The organism is Flammeovirga sp. MY04 (genome assembly GCF_001682195.2).
In the GTDB taxonomy this organism is placed as follows: domain Bacteria; phylum Bacteroidota; class Bacteroidia; order Cytophagales; family Flammeovirgaceae; genus Flammeovirga; species Flammeovirga yaeyamensis.
Map to the genome: position 1 here is coordinate 1618924 of NZ_CP003561.2, position 19245 is coordinate 1638168.

Below are 19245 nucleotides of genomic sequence, written 5' to 3' on the forward strand. Positions count from 1 at the left end.
ATAAATTTGCTTGCAAAAGGGTCGATGATAGTATAAAAGTACTACATCTTACATAAAATTTCAACTTAACATATAATCGTTGTTTTCAATAATGATGATTATCATTCTGCATAACAACTAATAATAGTATTTATTTTTGACACAATATTATTGATTTCAGTATCTATATCTTGCCAACAATTTGTCACCCAAAGATGATAAACTTCTATGTTGTGACTTGCCATAATATTCTTTCTATGAATATCGTATCTATACGATTCTTTAGAAAGATGCTCTTCTTTCCCATCACATTCAATGGCTAAAACCACATTCTTGTTTTCGTCAATTATCGCAATATCTAAATACAATCCACCTAATTTATAAGAGGGAATTAAAGTGAATTGAGAAGGGATTTTTTTAGATAAGAATTCAATTATTTGAGTTTCAAGGCTTGCAGTAGTAGACTTTTTCAAAGAAATATTACTTGATTCGGTAGCATATTCCGCTAGCGTATTTAAGATATGTATTCTCTCCTCTTCGTTTTGATTCGAACATGCTCTTGCATATGCCAAATAGGCATACAAAATGGCCTTACCATTATTTCCTTGATTGCTTAACTCTGATGCATATTTAGAATATATTTCTGTTGGGAATGAAGTAAAAATGTGCAACTCCTTTTTAGCTCTTGTCACAATCACATTAAGCAATTTATATCCTTTCTCTTGATTGTTTAATTGTCCAAAATTCTGACGAAAACTCCCTTGTTCGTTCTTTCCAAAAGTAGTAGATAACAATATCACATCTCTTTCATCACCTTGAATATTTTCTAAGTTTTTGATGAAAAATCCATTCTTTATTAACTCCTGCATCAATTTATTAAAACTACTTGACTCCTCTATTTCAGCATAAATATGGTCCCAAATAAGGTTTCTTTGATCCATATTAAAAGTAGCGATTCCTAAAGTTGGTAGTTGATCTACATCTAATGTTTTGATGAAATTAATGATTTCTTCAGCTTCCTTAGCGTTAGATCGATCCGCATACAAACCATCTATTTGATGAAGTTTAATAGGTTGATAATCCTTCACATTAGGCATCGGAATTAATCGAGAACCATAAAAGGCTGCATTAGAAAAATCGATTAAATGAGGATGCTGAGAACGATAATGGAAATCGAGATAAGAGAATTTAAACGTACTATCTTTGGCGAAAGTCAATAAAGAATCGCTTTCAGCTAAAGCTACATCTGCTTCTTCCAATTCTTCATCTAAATCCAAATCACCTCCTTTATCAAAGTAAGAAGAAGGTGGCATTTGATGAACATCTCCAGATATGATTTGATGATTTCCTCTCAACATCGCTGCAAAAGCATCTTCTAACCTCACTTGAGAAGCTTCATCAAAAATTACTAAATCATATAAACCTGTTTCCATAGGTAAAATAGAACTACAGACCACAGGGTTGACCATTGTGACAGGGAAAAACGTTGAGAATAAATCAAACTCTTGATGAATAATTTTTCTTAAGGATGTCTTAGAACCATATGTTTTATTCTTTCTATAATTAAATAACAGCTTTAAACTTTGCTTGTTTTTTGATTTCAGCAACTGTTCCACTTCTTTGGATTGCTGGTTCACAATAAAACCTGCCTGATGCTTTTGTATATCTAAAGTGAGTGCATCTAACTGTTCTAACAAATAATTATCCGTATTGTATTTCCCTACATTCTTTGCTTCATAATGCATTAATAGGGCGTTGAAGTACCAATATTTAAAGGTAATTGACCATTCGTTTACTTCTGCATCTGTTAAGAAATCGATGAGTTTATTGGCATATCCTTCTTCAATCGATCCTTTAAAATATTTCCAATCATGTATATCTCTATACTTGACCATATTTGAAGACAATTGCTCTAATTCTTTCTTCGTTTCATTAATAAATGATTTTAGTTCATTGCTTATCTGCAGGTTTAATGTTTTACTTTGATAAAGCAACCCCAAGTCCTGATGTAATTTTTCTGTCAGACTTGCTATTTGATGTGCAGACTGTGACATTCGTTTAAGTTTGCCGCTAAATACTTTTCTTAACCAAAAGAACCAATTTTCTTGTAAACCCTTTTCATAAAAATCATCACCAAAACTTTGGATAGATTCTTCCAGTTTCAATTCAATTTCTGATGACTTTTGCTCAACATCTTTCAAGAAATCAGATACTTTTAATCGAGATTCTTGCGTAAATGGCTCTTGGAAAAAATGTTCCGAGAATGCATCAAGATCTAGTTTTAGATGTTGAATCTTCTTATATGTCCTTTCTCCATTTTCTATCAACTGAGTTAATTGTTGATATTCCTCCTCTGTAAAGTATAAGGAAGTAATCACTCCCATCTCCGATATTACCTGTTGATGCGCTTCTTCTTGATTGGAGATCATTTCAGAAATAGAATCTCTCCAAGTGTAATCACCCAAAACATGGCTCGCCGAATTCTTATATTTCTCTTGTGCTTCTACTTTATTGTTCTCGTATTTACTCCTTAATGCTCTGTACTTACTCTCGTTAATTTCCGATTTTGGCAAAGTACTTTTCCCATCAACAATTTCTCTTACTGTATCAACAATTTGTTTTCGATCTTTATTTACATCGTCTATTACTGCACAAAGATGATCTAAACCTAGCTTTCCCAGATTTTGCTTTAATACTTCGAGGGCTGTTTTCTTTTCACAAACGACTAAACACCTTGCATTATTTTCTAAAGCATTCGTGATAATGGCTGTTAGGGATTGACTTTTTCCAGTACCAGGAGGGCCTTGAATGATTAATTTCCTTTCATCATTTAATAAGTGAAGTAACCTTTCCTGACTTGGATCGACAGCTACAGACGATGTTGTATATTCCTGATAGGCTACATCTTCTACAGTGTCGGTAAAGTCTTCATTATTATCATGAATATACTGAAGGTCTGCAATTATACTCTCTCTCTGTGCTTTGTATAAGCCAAAAACTCCATTCCAAGCCACCCAAGCGTGTCTTTGTGTTTTTTGGTCTAAGGCTTTTTTATCAGTTGATTTTTCTAATTCACCTATCTCATTTAGACTAGGACTATTCAATTGTTGAAGAATTCCATTGGCTACCTCTAATATCTCATCATTATCGATAATACCATCTTCCAACATTTCCTCTGATATTGCTTGAAGCTGAACACCATCAAAAACGGACTCAATATATGATCTTAATTGAGCGTTGATAAGTATAGGATAATCATCACCTTTTAAGATGCGCCAATTTGATGTACCTCTAGCTTCTTTATCTAATTCTAAATGCCAAATAAAAAGAGGTGCATAGGCTAATTGCTTACTATTATTAGGATTACGAAACACTAGCATTGGGTAACCGAATCCAAAACTATTGACCCCGTGGTTCTGTATATCGTTATTGATATCAATATGTATATTTTTTAGCTTTTTAAATAAAGTGGAACATTGCTGTGCTACTTCATCATCGTAGAGGTAAATCTCCTGAAATGAGGAACCAAAATTAAAACTAAATTTCTGAGAGGAGGTTAATTGCTGAAGAAACTGATTAGATAATCCTTCTTCTAATACATCTAATTGTTTAACATCTAGGCGATTTCTAGATCTTCCAACGGTTGCATTTAAATGAATCGATCTAAGGTTTCCTACTTTTAATTTATTTTCAAGGGTCTTTATTAGTGACTTACTATATTTTGTTGGCTCAGAATTCATATCAATATATATCTTAAAAACTATATTTTAGTTTAATTGGTCAAAATTGAAACACATTTTAAATTATTGTGTATCAAGTTAAACTTGATCAAATGATTTTTCGAAAACGGCAAATTTGCCAAAATCGTTTTTTATAAATTTTCAAATCAAAGGTTTTTCTCCGCGGTTTATGTTTATTTCTTTGTCTGATTAGTTTATACTATTTATCAAACTGCAGAAGCAAACTAAACAACTTAAACACTGATAATCAAAACATTAAATCAATTCTCTTCACCTCTAAACAAGTGCTTAAATCTAGAACATCTCATATAATAAAAAAGTATTTAAGGAAGTTCTACCCCCTCTATACTTAAACTTTTCTAATTGTATAAGACGATTATTTCTAATCTATTATAATTTTAGATTTCAACACTTTTTCTGGTGATTCATACAGATTTAAATACGATTTCGATTACACAATACTTTAACTTTACACCCCAACTTATCTTATTTTTTATCAGTTTCTTTTAGTTACTGAACTTTTTTAATATTCTTTTTGCTCGCACTTTTCCAGCTGCCGAATAATAAGGTAAAGCATCTTCTAAAATTATGATCAGTTCTTGTGATAATTCAGGGTATTTTTCACAATACCTCGAAAGTAATTCCATACTGTGCACCTTAACAGCAATATCAGTTTCAGAGGATGATAAAATATCAAAAAGAAATTCCACCCACTCTCCTTCTTTATCAATTGATAATGGACAGTGAACCAAACCTCTTAAAAGTGATCTTTTTATACCTTGAGTTTTTATACCGGGTAACCAAGTAATTAAATCATCCACATATTTAGAAAGTATTTGATCATTTTTATCAGATATAGTACTCACCACCCATGCTAAACGATTACCATGAGGGTTATCAAATTTCTTAATGCTTTCGTACAGGTCATCAATTAGATTATCTGCTATGATAAGCTCGATAAATTGATCTCTTTCTTCTTTCGAACTGATCTTAATTTCTTCGAAGTTCATCTAGTAAATATCTAAAAAAAAATACTGTATTGGTGTTTATGTCTGTTAAATTTTGGACAAAAAGAAAGGTAGCACTTTGGCTACCTTGTATTCTAAGAATCGTTAAATATTTAGAATTATTTCTTTTCCTTCGTCGGTTAATCCAACTAATATTTTTTGGTCATCAGTTTCTAAATTCACCAGACCGTTTCTTTGTAAACTATTTGCGATACAACTCAGTTCAGTATGGCTTGTTTCGATTTGTAATTCCTTCAAAACATCTTCAAGCAATACTTTTTTATTCTGAGGTAAAGCTTTCATTATCCTTAATGATTTTGCTTGTATAGACATCTTCCACCTCCTTCTTTATTGTTATATCTATTTATACGTGAGATTTTACGAAATGATGCATTTTTTTTAAGTATTAAGAAAAAAATACATTTCTTATAATTGCTTTAGAAATGAGGAGATTACATTTAAAAAGATTCAAAAATTTCCACAATCATAAAAAATAACCGCTTTTTGATGGCCATTCCTATTTGTTATCTGTATACAAATCAATAAATTTGTGATGCAATTGTACATTCAAAAGTGGTTACAAAAGAGGTTTATCCGATTTTGTGATCGCTTTTTTTATTGCTTCATCACTCTTACGACTTTCTGATTCCCTCCTAAATTCACTTTAATTAAATACAATCCTTTAGGATATTGGTGCATATCAACAATTAATTCTTGATAATCGCTTTCGATATGATCCATGTGTGCTCCTTTTAAATTAAAAACATCCACTTCAATATTTTTAAAAGGATGAGCAAAATTTAATTTAACCGAGTGGAAGGTTGGATTGGGATAAGTTGATATTTCCAATAAATCGTCTTCCAATGAAGTTACTCTGGCTACACTAATATGATTTGCTAAGTAAAGTGTATCTGCTCCAACATCGTTACTGGCGATTAGAGTTACATCAAACTCACCATATTCTCTATACTGCACTCTAGGGTGTTGTGCCGATGAAGTGGAAGGTGAACCACCTTCAAAAACCCATGACCATTCTCGAGGACTATTTCTTGTTGAATCTGTAAACGTAATGTATGTGTTGACGTCTAAAGAAGTCGAGTCGGCAACAAAATGAGCATGTGGAACACTTAAAGGAATATGCTTTTCAGAAAGTAATAACTCCTTTCTACGAATTGAATTATTAAGCACTATACGCATTCTAGTTTTCTGATCCTGAGTAAAAATATTCATACAATCATCTGGCGTATAGTCCATGTAATTCTCGATCATATCATTTTGATCATTCTCTGTATCAATACAACTATTTCTTGTCATACACACCTGATTAGGTCCGTCTTGATTTGGAGTATCATCACAATAATCGTCCACATCGCAATCTCCATCACCCCAAATATGAATTAAACCTAACCAATGACCAATTTCATGGGTTGTTGTCCTTCCTTTATCATAAGGAGCATGAACGTTAAGTGTATCACCAAAAAATTGATAACCAATCACCACACCATCAGTTGAAGCCATACCTCCCATAGCGTTCAAGCCATCTAAACCATCCACTCCTGAGGGCACATTTGGAAACTGAGCATACCCCAAAAGATCTGAATTTACCCCACCAAAAGTACAAGTCCATATATTTAAATACTTTGTCGGATCCCAAATTGTATGAGGCTTTACAGACATCTGAAAATCATCTGCTGTAAAAAAATCTTCTTCGATGAATACACGGTCTACACCAGGCTCTGTTAAAATGTTTTCGCCTTCATCTCTTAAAGCCATTACAAACTCGATTTTCGTGTCCGCTCCCGCTTGATGATCATTAAAACCAGGCGTATTTTCGGTTCTTCGAAAATCTTCGTTTAAAATTCTGATTTGAGATAAAATTTGGGCATTTGCAATATTAGCACCCACACCGACATCGGTTCCGTTGTGAATCACATGAACGACCACAGGAATTTGTATAACATCTTCTTTTATTCTAGCGTTATTGTATTCACTAGTAAGCAGACGCATTTTAGCTTCAAAAGCTTCATCTCCAGGGTGAGTCACATCATTATAATATGGAGAATTTATACTTTTTGTTAAACAACTATTCCTTTTTGGAGTTATTGTTTGAGAGAAACTATATGTCGTAAATAATAGTAATATAAAAAATATAGATCTTGTCATTTTCGTAATCATGAATAGGCAACTTACAAGATACGAAAAAAGTTGCTTAGTCTTTTTATATGACAAGGATTGCTCCTTTAAATTATACAATTCATCAAAATACTATAACATTAACCACACCCTCAACTTTATTCACTACAATAGTTGTATACACAAAATGTTTAATCTAAACATATATCTATTAAACAGTTATATGTATCTTTTTTTAATAGTATCTCAAAAGAAAATATACACTTATTTCTAAATTTCCTGGTATAAGTCCTATTTGAATAGATGTCAATTGTCTTTTTAATAGCTCGTCTAATTGTACAAAAAATTGATCTATGTTAAGAAAAATCGGATTTCGAAACTGATTCCGGAATGATTGCGTTGAGAAGGGTGTATCAACAATCAAAAAGAAATGAAAAAATTTAATATTCTTACCGGTCTACTTTTACTAGGTTTCTTATCAAGTTTTATTTTGATAAACTCAGATATTCAAAATTCTGTAGACGATTTCACTATAGCAGTAAAAGAAAATACCAAAGACTTTAAACAAATTGTGATCATCGACCATTCAAGATTGGCACAAGAACAAGGAGTAAAGATGCCTCCTTCTATTGTGAATATCTTTTCCAATCCAAAAGTGAATAGTCAATTGCTTTCTGAAGACATACTTATTGGTTTAGATTTACCCTATCGAGTACTAGTTTACGCTGAACCGGAGGCGAATCATCCAACTGTTGCCTATGCCGATAAAAGCTATTTACAAAAAAGATATTCAATTGATCATCATGCATTAAATACTCTAGAGCATGATTATAAAAAAGCCATTAAACATTTACCAAAAGAAGATATTTCTAAAGTAAATACAGAAGGTCTGACCAAGCATTACGGTATCATAGATATTACATCTGATTACAACTATGATGAAACCATTGCCCGATTAAAAAAGGCTATCCTTTCACAAGGCGATACCCGTTGGTTTTCTGATATTGATTACAAGAAAGAAGCAGAGGAATATGGCGTAGCACTACCAAAAAGTGGTTTGTTATTGTTTGGTGGACCTGCACCAGGAGGTAAGGCAATGAACAAGTTCCCTAAATTAGGATTGGATGCTTTTTGCCAAAAAATATTGGTCTATGAAGCAGAAGATCAAAAAATACATATTGCATTTAATGACATAGAGGCTTTTGCCAAATTACATTATGACACATCTGCCATGCCTCATCAAGTGATAAATAAAAGATTAACTACCACTTTTACGAAAGCCATTTCTAAATAAACAAAAAAGGTTGTCTCATACTCATGTGACAACCTTTTTCTAAGTCATTATAATTCTGTAATGACAGGAATAGATTCTTGCCAAAATTCGCTGTATTGCATTGATCTTGTAAGAAGTATTTTACCAGAATCCTTGTAATAACTCACGTGTAATAGAATCTTATCATTAACCATAAAATCAAGATTCGTTACATGAGAAGTAATGTGGAAACTTTTAACTTCTACTTTTTCTACGCCAGAGTTTAGGTATAAAACCAATTCTCCATTATCTGGATTATACAAATAATCGACATCGTTTTCCTGATTCACCTTTAAGTATTCATTCAACAGTTCAATAGCAGCTTTACCTTCTGCTACAGATCCATTCAATTTACTTAAAGCGTCGTGTGACAGTTTTTGTCCCTCTCCTGTATGAGCATAGATTGTTGAAAACAAACAAATAAAAGCAAGGGTTAGAATAAAGTTTTTCATTTTAATAAGGGTAAAAGTTCGCTTAATAGTGAAATTTTAAACATTGTATTTCATTTTAAAAATTGAACTAATTTTCAAAAAGAGAAAAAATGTTAATTACCGAAGATTGAGATAATATGTACTACAGCAACTCTACTTGGGTAAGTAACAAAAATAGATCATGAAGAGTTAGAAGAGAAATGAATAACGTGAAATTAATAAATATTCACATTTATACGGATAATTCTACCTTATCCATTGCGTACCAATGAATATTTTTCTTCATAAAATTATTGATGTTGTTATAAAAAACATCTCTTAAAACAGTCTCTAAAGTTTTATCTTTTGGTATAAAAATATCTTCTTCATTTCTAAATCTTAAGTGATTAAATTCTTTAAATAATAATTCTTCAAATTCAGGGAAGTATTTTACGGTTGGACAACAATCTATAGGATCGATAATTCCGTCAAAATCGGAACCTATACAAACGCATGACCATGCTTTTTCATCACCCATTTTATGTACAGTGTACAATAGATTATCTAAAAACATAGCAGCATGGATTCGTCCCATCCTATCTTTGTCATAAAAATCATCCCATTTCGACTTCCCATATTGTTCCTTGAGATGATCTCTAACTGCACGATAATATTCATCGTTGGCAGCTCCAAGTATTCTTTGATCCAAAGAAACACCAAACAAACCTTCAGATTCCATGATGATCTTTAATTCTTCATCACAGAAATTAATTGCCCAAGGATTAAATCGTTGATATTTCTTTTTCTTTCCTTCTCTTTTTACATTTTTTACAGCAGCAGCAGATGCAAAGTCAGACATACCACTTACGCCACAATGTGATGCTAGAATTGGTGCTTTAAAGCTACCATCAGTATTTCTAATATGCTTTTCATAGAACTCTTTTCTTGCATCAACATGTGTATGTTTCAAATCGATTAAAATTCGATGTTCTTTTGGCTGATTTAAACATTGATCTAAAACAGCTAATCCAATATCATTAAAAGTGAAATCTGGTGCATCTAATTCCCGTTTTACTGGTATTGGAATAAGTTTAGTAATCCCAGGTAGTGGCAAAGCCCAAGATTGTTTTACCATTCTGTTGTTTGCAAAATGACACAGCGTTAGAGAGAAAATTGGAAGATTTCTTTCGAATTGTAGGAAACGTAAATTCTTTAGTACTTCCTGCTTAAGTTTCTCTCCTTCTGTATTGTATGGCAAATCAGTTAATGCGTGTGCTCCTTCAATACTTAATACAATTTTTGTGATCTCCTCATTATCAAAATCTTCCCTATCAACCGCAATTTTAGCCTCAAAATCCCCATTCTTTTGAATGTTTTGTAAGGTCTTTTTTGTATTAATTTCTCCTTCCTCTTGCGTAATCACTGCTAATTCTCTATTCAATATAGTAAAAGCATTGACCCCGTTTTTTGACCATTTTTTTAAGCGGTCCACTTCAAATCCGAAAAATATTTTCGCGATTAATCTATTTTTCCAAGATTTGGTAGCTACAATCTCCACAGGATGAAGTGCAACTACGGCAATCTTGACATTGTTCTCTACTAAAGAGGTTAGATCTGATTGATCATATTGATCCGAAGCAGCTCTTTCAGGCTTATGAATATCAGGATTATAAACAATTCTATCCCAAATATTCTTTCTACCTTCTAACCCCTTATCGACTAAATGTTTTAGTGCTAAATGTATATGTAAGTCAGCGTATTTTCTCATTTAAATTAGGTTACGGCAAGAAACCAATTAAAAGTTGATCGTCAATTTGATGTTGTTCTCCTTGCCAGTTTTTAAGCTCTTTTTCTAAAATTGTTTTTTGATTAGTCAAACGATGATGGGCACTCATTTTTATGACATTCTGTAATCTCTTTCTTGTAAATTTCTTGTCATTCGGTCCTCCAAATTGATCTTGAATACCATCAGACATGATATAGAAACTCTTGATATCATCAGTTATTTCGACTTCGTGAGTGATAAATGGATCTCCTTTTTTACGAATACCAAACTCACCTCCGATCGCTCTTTTATTTCCTGGAATCACATCAATTATTCCATTATCTCTAGCAATATATAGTGGGTTTTTAGCCCCAGCATAATGTAGTTTAACGCCTCCATCTGCCCACATGCAAATACTCATGTCCATCCCCTCACGGCTTTTCGATGATTCTTGATTTAAGATAGTTTCCACTTCTTTGTTCATTGCTTCAAGAATATCGGCAGGATCTGAAAGGTATTTTAGAGTAATTACCTCTCTTATTATATTAACAGCCATCATAGATACAAAAGCACCTGGAACACCATGTCCTGTACAATCTATGGCAGCAATAAAGTTCATTCCTTTAAAATGGGTAAACCAATAAATATCGCCAGAAACTACATCCTTAGGATTGTATATCACAAAATGATCTTTTACATGTTTGTTGATATCGTCAGCAGTTGGCAACATCGAATTTTGAATTCTTTTGGCATAAGAAATAGAAGCATTCAGGTCTGAGTTTTTCTTTTTGATGATACTGTGCTGTTCATAAACTTGCTCGATCATCGTGTTCAACTCTTCATTGGAAGACTTCAGCTCCTCAGTTCTTTCGTTTACTTTAAATTCTAATACCTTATTCTGATCCAATAAAATATTTTCTTTTTCTTTCTTTAAATCATTTATCTTCTGACCAACGGCAAAAGATAAAGTCAACATTTCTAGTGTCGACCCAATTTGCCAAGCATAATCAGTTAATAGAGTATATTCGAAGATATTGGCACCACATAATACAAAGTAAACGGATGCTGTCATATAAAATCCCCAAGCCAATAAGAATAGCTTAGCTGACTTCATTCCCTTACTCATCAATTGAATACTAGTATAAGTAAACGTAATGATACAAAGTAATCCTGATGTCTGATTCATCAGTGAACTTACCAGGTTGAAGCCTAAAAGAACACTAATTATACTACCTCCCCAAAGGGCAAATAAAAAGTAAAAGACTTTATTAAAAATCGGGAAAGACGATTTTATTTTCAAGAAGTTATAGGCAAAAAGTACCGAGAAGAAGCCCCCTATTGCAGGCCACATTGGTCCTCTATCAGCTATAAATTTCAGTTCTCCCCAAAGGTGGGCATCATGCCCTTGGAAGTGGGCTACCATTAAACCTGTGGCTAACACATATAACACATAATACAGGTAGTTTTTATCTCTTGCTGTTAAATAGATAATGAGGTTATACAACATCATTATGATGATAATACCATAATAGATACCATCTGCAATAGATGTTCTGTAAATGTATTCCAAGTAGTTTGATGAAGTCCCTACATACGTCCAAAATTGTAAATAAGTGGCATCAATCTTTAAATAGAAGTATCTATCCGAATTAAAATTGTCAGGAATATTGAAATATATATTCGGAATTTGATACTCTAATGATGAAAAGGACTTTTTATATCCTGCTTCTTTAGTATCAAAATCGATTTTACCTACTGGAATATACAATTCAGCATTTTCGATTAATGCTGTTTTAAGATGTAATACTTGATTTTGTCTAAAATCTTCTAGTTTAAACCTACACCAAATGGTCGCTTTGTTATTTCCGAAGTTTAGAACATCATCTGTATGGTTATGAAATTTGGTTAATTCTATACTTGATATATCCACTTCATGCTTTTCATCCACATAATAATCGACATCAACACTAATATTAGTTGGGTTATTCGCATTTTTGGCTGATAAAGAGCCACAAAAAATAGATAAAAGAAGAAGTATGTAGTTAATCTTTAAGAACATTCTGTTGCTTTTATTCAATACTGGTTCAGTAAAAAATCTGAAACCTATTAAAAAAATAATAGTTTATCTCTCGAAAGATAACAATATAAGAGTGGATAAAAAAATTATCAATTTAAAGTTTAATACGAAATAAATAGATTTTTTAAAATACTCTTATTTGACACAAAAAAAGGCCATTTTATTTGATCTAAAATAGCCTTAATTTTATTTTCTAGAGATTGAAATCTCCTTTTGTAAATCTCGTTTCTTTTCGCCTTGTTCGTTTTTTTGATTCAACAATGGCATTAATAAAAGTGGAATTAATAGCAACCCCAGAATACTGAATATGATGGTTCCGAACAAACCATTATTTAATTGTCTCATTTTGTTAGTTAGATTATTGACCGATATTTAGTAATAAAAGAGAAATTTATTCCATTGATTAGGTTTAACTCTTTCGTTTTCATTGGCAATATGTCTAACAAGCAAAAAATAGAATATCAATCAATATCACTTGATTACCATGATATTTATCAGTGATTTTAAATGGGCTACATCAATCTTTTCATTGGTTTATGAAATTTGTAAATTATACACTAATTAGCTCCTCTTTTTTAGTAAATTTAAAAAAGCTGACATCATCAGAAAATTCTAATAAATTTAAACGGTCTTGCCAATTTTCCTCTTTTAAAATTTCAGTTATTTCTTCCTCTTTGGAGGTACACTTCAATAAACCATCAGTCGCTATCCCAAAAGACTCTTTAAAATAAGTTTCCTGAATGATCACTTGATCCTTAACCCAATCTTTATAGGAATCACCTAGATGATAGCAAATAAAATTAGGATAATTATTCTGATCGAATTCTTCAATTTTATTATCCGTGATAATACATCCGTCCCCAGCCATTAAATACCATATTTGTTTTGTACGTGTATTAATTATAGCTACGATAAGAGTGGAAGCCAATTCTGAATAAGATAAATCTAAGTGCTGTTGTACATTTTGTAATTGCACAAAAAATGAACGCGTAATATGCATTCCTAAACTAAACAGACTATATGATTTCAATAATTCTTCTCCATGTATATCGGTCTGATCGGGAAGATTTTTAGCAATCTTCTTTAATAGTTTTGAAAATAGTGCAGAAGCGAAATGACTCTCCTCTCCTGTCGAACATCCATCCATTACCGCAATTAATGAAATGTGTTTTGATAATGAAGTAGTAAACATCGCATCTTCGTTATGATGCTCGTGATTTTCACCTCTTTTATAAAATTTTTCTATCATCTTTTTTCTTTAATAGGGTTTTTATTGATCGATTCCCCTATTAAGGTTGTATAATTCTTTGGGTAATAATTTGAAATCATTTAGATTTAAACAAACTTCATCAAAATGGATAAGAAAGAAATATCTCAGTTACTGAATCAAATTGAATTTTCTCAGGCTAAGGAAAAGCTATATCCCTTAGTATATGATAACCTCCATGAAATAGCTGAAAAGCTTTTTCGTAGAGAAAGAAGTGATCATACCTTACAACCTACGCTTTTGGTCAATGAAGCCTATATGAATCTGGTTGATCAAGATCAAATCAACTGGCAAGGTAGAACACATTTCTTTGCTGTGGGTGCACAAGCTATTCGTCGTATTTTAGTGCATCATGCAAGAACGAAAAATGCTCAGAAAAGAGGGGGCGGCGTACATAATTTGGAACTAGAAGAAGGTATTGCTTTCACTCCTGAAAAAGAAGGGATGGTTTTGGATATCCACGAGGGTTTGGAACATTTGGAAAAAGTTCACCCTAGACAAGCACAAGTTGTAGAACTAAAGTTCTTTGGTGGCTTAAAAATGCAGGAAATTGCCGATGAATTAGGGGTTTCCATCAAAACCATTGAAGTAGATTGGAAAGTAGCCAAAGCTTGGTTGAAGAAGTTTATGAAGACCGAACAATAAACTTTTCATAACTAATTAATACCATCATACACAGACATTAGAGTGGGAGAAGGGAACAATTTACACGAAAGGGCTACTGAAATCTTAGGTAAGATCATGGACTTACCTAAAGAAGAGGCTTTAAAGCACATAGATGAACTATGCGGGGACGATCATTCGTTAAAGGATGAAGTCTTATCGTTGTATAGTGAGTTTACGGTAATGCCTGCAAAAAAAGTAAAAAGCAAGCCCAAAACTAATCCCAACTTTAATATATTATCTGTAGAGAGCAGCTCGGGATTTTTCTCTACTCTTCGCTCTAAACTTTTATCTAAAAAAGGCAGTCGACTTATCGTTATTTTCACTTTGATGATTGGACTTCTTTTCTTAGGGTTCTTCATCAGAAAGCAAGTGTATAACAGTATTTTTAACGACGTTTTAGAAGAAAGATTTGCGCTCATCCAATCGAATAAACTGATATTGAACGATTGGGTGAATCATAAAAAAGAAACCATACAACGTTATGCCTCTGCTAAAATAATAAAACGATTGGCTGTAACAGTAGATAGCATCGATAACCTAGATCTCACGACTAAGGAGAAAAATAAACTCCTTCAACCCTATTCCAATCGATTAAAAGAAATTACAAGAATTCTCAATTCTGGAGATTTAGGCATATTGGATGCTCAATCGCCAAGAATTTTATTAAACACCTATTTAGCTACTGATTCTACTTTAGCAGAATCGAACAATATTCGATTAAGTAAAGCCTTCTACGATTATTATTTAAGACTGACGGATGGTGAAACCATTTTCTTCCCTCCTATGCATCATAACAACCTCATTTATGATGGTATTGTCTTTTATGAAGAGTCGGATTGTGGTTTTATGACACCAATTTATGATGATGAAGGTAAAATTTCTGCTTTCCTTTTCTTTGCTATTGTAGCACAAGAAGGGTTTACGGATATCTTCAAATACAGTCATTATGGAAAATCATCTAAAACATATGCTATAGACGGAGAAGGGCGAATGGCTTCTGAGAGTCGCTTTTTAGAGGAGATAAAAGAACCTTATCAATTGGATACCCTTGAACGTCCAACTGCAATATATTATCTATTCGTTGAAGACCCTGGAGCCAACTTGATGGAAGGTGGTATCCCTGTTCAAAATAAAATGGAACGCCAGTTGACAAAAGCAGCAAAAGCATTAGGTACACATTTATATGAAGATGGTCCTGTTTCTGGAAAAATCCCTGAGGTTTATAATGACTATCGAGGGGTAAAAGTAATTGGAGCATACGAATACCTTCCTCAATTGAATATCGGAATTATCTCAGAGGTGGATGAGGAAGAAGCGATGAGCATTCTTCCAAAAATAGATTTCCTATTAGGTATTCTATATGTGATCATCTGTGTGTCTCTATTCTTACTTTATCACTCCAACATTACCTTGTTACAGTATAACAAACGCATCAAGAAATTGGGTGAAATGGGTCAATATCACTTAATTGATAAAATTGGTGAAGGTGGGTTTGGTGAGGTTTACAAGGCTGAACACAGTTTATTGAAGATGCCTGTGGCGATCAAATTATTAAAACAAGGAAGCTCAGAAGACAGTATTCAACGTTTTGAGAAAGAAGTTAAAATCACCTCTTCTCTAAAACATCCAAATACCATTAAAGTATATGATTTTGGACGATCACCTCAAGGACAATTCTACTATGTGATGGAATACATTAATGGCATCACTTTATCTAAGATCCTTGAGATCGAGAAAAAATTACCTATTGAACGTATCGTTTATATCTTAAGAATGGTGTGTTACAGTTTGAGAGAAGCACATCAGAATCATTTGGTTCATAGAGATATTAAACCGTTAAATATTATGCTTTCTCAACAAGGAGGGGCATTTGACCAAGTAAAATTATTGGATTTTGGTTTGGTAAAAGACTTGGAAAGTCAGGAAAACACTCAGCTTCATAAAATTGGAGGTACACCTATGTTTATGGCTCCAGAACGTATGAGAGATCCTTACAATAACGACCATAGAGTCGATATTTATTCTATTGGCGCCTTAGGTTTATATCTATTGAGTGGTCGCTTTTTGGTGGAATTAGTTTCTCAAAAAGTGATGTCTGGAGAAGAAACTATCCAAGGTAACTTTAGAGACAAGTTAATTGACCGTGAGGATGTTCCACAAGAATTAAAAGACATGCTTTTAGAGTGTATCCGATTTGATCCTGAGAAAAGGGTGCAACATATTGACGATTTCATTGATTTATTGGAGCAACTTCAAAATCAATATCCGTGGACGCAAAAAATGGCGAAAGATTGGTGGAAAACATATGATGAGTATTCCATCAATTAGTCTTGGAATACTTTTAAAGCATCTCCGCCCAAACATAATAGACCTGTGAAAATCGCCAAGGAGAAACTGATTAATGTCCCAATCAATATATATTCCGTCATCTGACGATCTTTTCCTCCTTTTAAATCTCCAAAACGAAAAACTGACTTCGCTGTCAATAAAAAGCCAATCGATCGTAGATCGCCATTCAATACAAAAGTAAGAATCAAGATACGTTCTAAAATTCCGATCCACTGCCCCGCATCGACCAATGAAGCATAGACCGAACGATCGTTTTGGAACTTGGTATTCTTCTGAAATTTAAACTTCTTCTCTAATCTTTTGGGATCATTTTCTTTGAGATCAATCTCCACTTCCATCGTATTATCGTAAGCATCTTGAATGATCTGCGAGCTCTGAGGAGTCCATCTTTTCAATAATACTTTCATGATAATTCCCACGGGAACGGTCACAAAAAGATAAGCCGCTAGAATATTCCATGGGAGTTCAATAGCATACAAGTCTTTTAATATGGCTGTATAATTGAGTTTGTAGGAGATGAAACCTAAAGTGATGATATGAAGTGCTTGATCCAGAAAGAAAAATAAGGTATTGTATTTCTCCCATCTTTTTGATGCAAACGTCTTGATTAAATCAATAATAGCATGAAGGGATGTCAGTAAAATTGTCGAAAAAAACACTTTCCCTGCCCCACTTTCTTCCACCACCATAAACTGATGTGCAAAAACGGCTGTATAACAAACCCCATGTATTAGAATATGATTCCAATACGCTTGGGAGAAATACGTTTCTGCCTTTTCTTTAGCCATCTTCTCTGTTTGAAAAATGAAGTCTGCTAAAAAATGTGCGAATAAGAGCTTAAAAAAGAGGATATTCATAAGTTAGTTGATAAGAAGAATTATTTTCTGAGAGAACCAATTGAGGTAATTCACCAAGCCTTCCAAGTTATCTTTCTGTATTCTTTTATGGATTGCTGGCTGAGAAACGCCGACTAGTTCTGCCAATTCTTTTTGTTTTGTTACTCCTAAAAGGTAGTGTTTTGCTACTGTAAAACTACTAAATGACCAATTGGATATCAAATGTTCGATGAGTTGAACGGATTCTTGGAAACCAATAAGGTCATAATCCCAAGTAGTCGCTATCGAAAGTCGCCTTTGAGATTGATGAAATTTATCAAAATTCCTACCTGACAATTTATAGGCTTGTCCATCGGAACTCATCACATTATCTCCTTCGAACCCTTCTTTCCCAATTCCTATACTTATACGAACATCAATCTTTAAATCGTAAAGTTCCTTCTTGGCGTTAATAAATACCCTCAAAAGAACCGCTAAATAAAGACTTTTACTCGGGTCTGTTAATTCGATCTGAAAACTATCGCCACGAAATATATCCCAACGAATATCCTCAAAAAATGGAAGGTTCATGACCTCCTCAATACAAGACGACCAAAGATCGTTGTCTCTTGTCTTTGTTGAAGAAACAATGTCTGCTGTTAATATTGCAATCATGACTAAAAATATAACCTTAGGAGTTATAATCAAAATATATAACCAAATAAGTTATTAAATAAAATTATAACCTATTAAGTTATATTGGTGAAATTTTATAGGAATAAGGATTGTATGAATCACAAAAAATAACCATATAAGTTATAAATTTGAAATATAACTTATATGGTTATTTCGTCAATATATAACCTATTTGATTATAACCCTAATTCTGTCTTTCTTGTCTTGATTAATTGGGCAACATCCAATTTAGAATTCTTTTCTATGGTATTATCCACTACCAACAATTGGTAAGTTTTCCCTTTTTCCTTGAATAAAATTTCTTGTCCGATTTTTAAATCGACACCACTATTCGAAAAAGGAGATAAATTGGGATTCATCACCCCTGGAATAATCAAAGGAATAGATTTAGACGTGTTGTTTCTCAAAGTGAAGGTGACAAAAGGCTCTTTCATAGCCACTGCCTCTCGAGTAGTTTCTTGAGTAGAAATCCTCACCCTCATTGGCTTATCAGATGAATTACTTAAATGTAAAACCCCTTCTTTCTCGACAAGAACAATTTCTTTCCGGTGAGCATTTAACCCAAATCCTCTGATGTTCTCCCCAGAAAATTTGTTCATCACCTGAACGCCTAGTTCTTCCCCACTCAGATTGTCGACTGTGCAGGAATACATATCATAATTCGAAATATCATAATCAAGCGTCTGCTGGGCGGGAATGACGAGTACAGTTTTGGAGGTAGAACACGAGAAAAGTAGTAAAACGAGTGTAATGAGCGATAGCGTTTTCATGGAAGGTTGGGGTTAATGGTTGAAAAACAGATAACTGACTTTGGGGTTGTTTTGTTTAAGGAAAATGTTTTAGGGAAGAAATTAAAAATGAAAAGTTAAAAATGAAAAACGTGAAATGTGAGGGGGGGGGAAGTAGTGAAGAGTGAAGAGGGAAAAGTGAAGAGCGATTTCTAGCGTTAGTCTTCGGACTAGTGCTCGCGTTTGAGGAGCGGACTATTAGCACAAAAGAACACGAGATCGGGAGATCTCTAACGTTAGT

15 protein-coding genes are annotated in these 19245 nt (G+C 33.2%); 3 read left to right on the forward strand and 12 right to left on the reverse strand.

The genetic code is table 11. From position 1 onward, the window contains the following. Nucleotides 1–101 precede the first annotated feature (101 nt). From MY04_RS25940 to MY04_RS25955, 4 genes are all read right to left on the reverse strand, one after another. Complete coding sequence (locus tag MY04_RS25940; RefSeq protein WP_066215820.1) at nt 102–3719, reverse strand: AAA domain-containing protein; 3618 nt, start codon at nt 3717–3719, stop codon at nt 102–104. Between the two features lie 506 nt (nt 3720–4225). Next, nucleotides 4226–4729, reverse strand: coding sequence for a hypothetical protein (locus MY04_RS25945; protein ID WP_066215822.1), 504 nt, complete (start codon nt 4727–4729; stop codon nt 4226–4228). Nucleotides 4730–4831: 102 nt separating this feature from the next. After that, complete coding sequence (locus tag MY04_RS25950) at nt 4832–5029, reverse strand: hypothetical protein (RefSeq protein WP_169055554.1); 198 nt, start codon at nt 5027–5029, stop codon at nt 4832–4834. Nucleotides 5030–5341: 312 nt separating this feature from the next. After that, a complete protein-coding gene (locus MY04_RS25955) occupies nt 5342–6889 on the reverse strand; it encodes a M43 family zinc metalloprotease (RefSeq protein ID WP_158297919.1) in 1548 nt (515 codons plus the stop codon). 400 nt (nt 6890–7289) lie between these two features. Here MY04_RS25955 and MY04_RS25960 point away from each other — a divergent pair, with 400 nt between their 5' ends. After that, nucleotides 7290–8153 carry a DUF302 domain-containing protein gene (locus tag MY04_RS25960; RefSeq protein WP_066215828.1) on the forward strand — a complete coding sequence of 288 codons (864 nt, stop codon included), beginning with the start codon at nt 7290–7292 and terminating at the stop codon, nt 8151–8153. Nucleotides 8154–8200: 47 nt separating this feature from the next. Here the strand turns inward: MY04_RS25960 and MY04_RS25965 are convergent, their stop codons facing one another. From MY04_RS25965 to MY04_RS25985, 5 genes are all read right to left on the reverse strand, one after another. Further along, a complete protein-coding gene (locus MY04_RS25965) occupies nt 8201–8623 on the reverse strand; it encodes a hypothetical protein (RefSeq protein WP_066215830.1) in 423 nt (140 codons plus the stop codon). Nucleotides 8624–8834: 211 nt separating this feature from the next. Further along, nucleotides 8835–10349, reverse strand: a complete 1515-nt coding sequence (locus tag MY04_RS25970; protein WP_066215831.1) for a membrane dipeptidase — start codon at nt 10347–10349, stop codon at nt 8835–8837. Nucleotides 10350–10359: 10 nt separating this feature from the next. Further along, complete coding sequence (locus tag MY04_RS25975) at nt 10360–12405, reverse strand: 7TM diverse intracellular signaling domain-containing protein (RefSeq protein ID WP_066215834.1); 2046 nt, start codon at nt 12403–12405, stop codon at nt 10360–10362. A gap of 204 nt (nt 12406–12609) precedes the next feature. Next, nucleotides 12610–12768, reverse strand: coding sequence for a hypothetical protein (locus MY04_RS25980; RefSeq protein ID WP_158297920.1), 159 nt, complete (start codon nt 12766–12768; stop codon nt 12610–12612). A gap of 205 nt (nt 12769–12973) precedes the next feature. Beyond that, complete coding sequence (locus tag MY04_RS25985) at nt 12974–13672, reverse strand: protein phosphatase 2C domain-containing protein (protein WP_066215835.1); 699 nt, start codon at nt 13670–13672, stop codon at nt 12974–12976. 105 nt (nt 13673–13777) lie between these two features. Between MY04_RS25985 and MY04_RS25990 the strand changes: the two genes are divergently transcribed. Then, nucleotides 13778–14335, forward strand: coding sequence for a sigma-70 family RNA polymerase sigma factor (locus MY04_RS25990; RefSeq protein ID WP_066215837.1), 558 nt, complete (start codon nt 13778–13780; stop codon nt 14333–14335). A gap of 42 nt (nt 14336–14377) precedes the next feature. After that, nucleotides 14378–16684 (forward strand): serine/threonine protein kinase, encoded by a 2307-nt coding sequence (locus MY04_RS25995; RefSeq protein ID WP_066215838.1) that lies wholly within the window; start codon nt 14378–14380, stop codon nt 16682–16684. Here the strand turns inward: MY04_RS25995 and MY04_RS26000 are convergent. The 3 genes from MY04_RS26000 to MY04_RS26010 all read right to left on the reverse strand — a co-directional run bounded on the left by MY04_RS26000 (nt 16681) and on the right by MY04_RS26010 (nt 18986). Continuing rightward, nucleotides 16681–17562, reverse strand: coding sequence for a DUF3307 domain-containing protein (locus MY04_RS26000; RefSeq protein ID WP_066215840.1), 882 nt, complete (start codon nt 17560–17562; stop codon nt 16681–16683). The genes MY04_RS25995 and MY04_RS26000 overlap by 4 nt on opposite strands. A gap of 3 nt (nt 17563–17565) precedes the next feature. Continuing rightward, on the reverse strand, nt 17566–18195 hold the full coding sequence (locus MY04_RS26005) for an AsnC family protein (protein ID WP_066215842.1): 630 nt from the start codon (nt 18193–18195) through the stop codon (nt 17566–17568). 197 nt (nt 18196–18392) lie between these two features. Beyond that, nucleotides 18393–18986, reverse strand: coding sequence for a hypothetical protein (locus MY04_RS26010; RefSeq protein ID WP_158297921.1), 594 nt, complete (start codon nt 18984–18986; stop codon nt 18393–18395). Between the last annotated feature and the right edge of the window lie 259 nt (nt 18987–19245).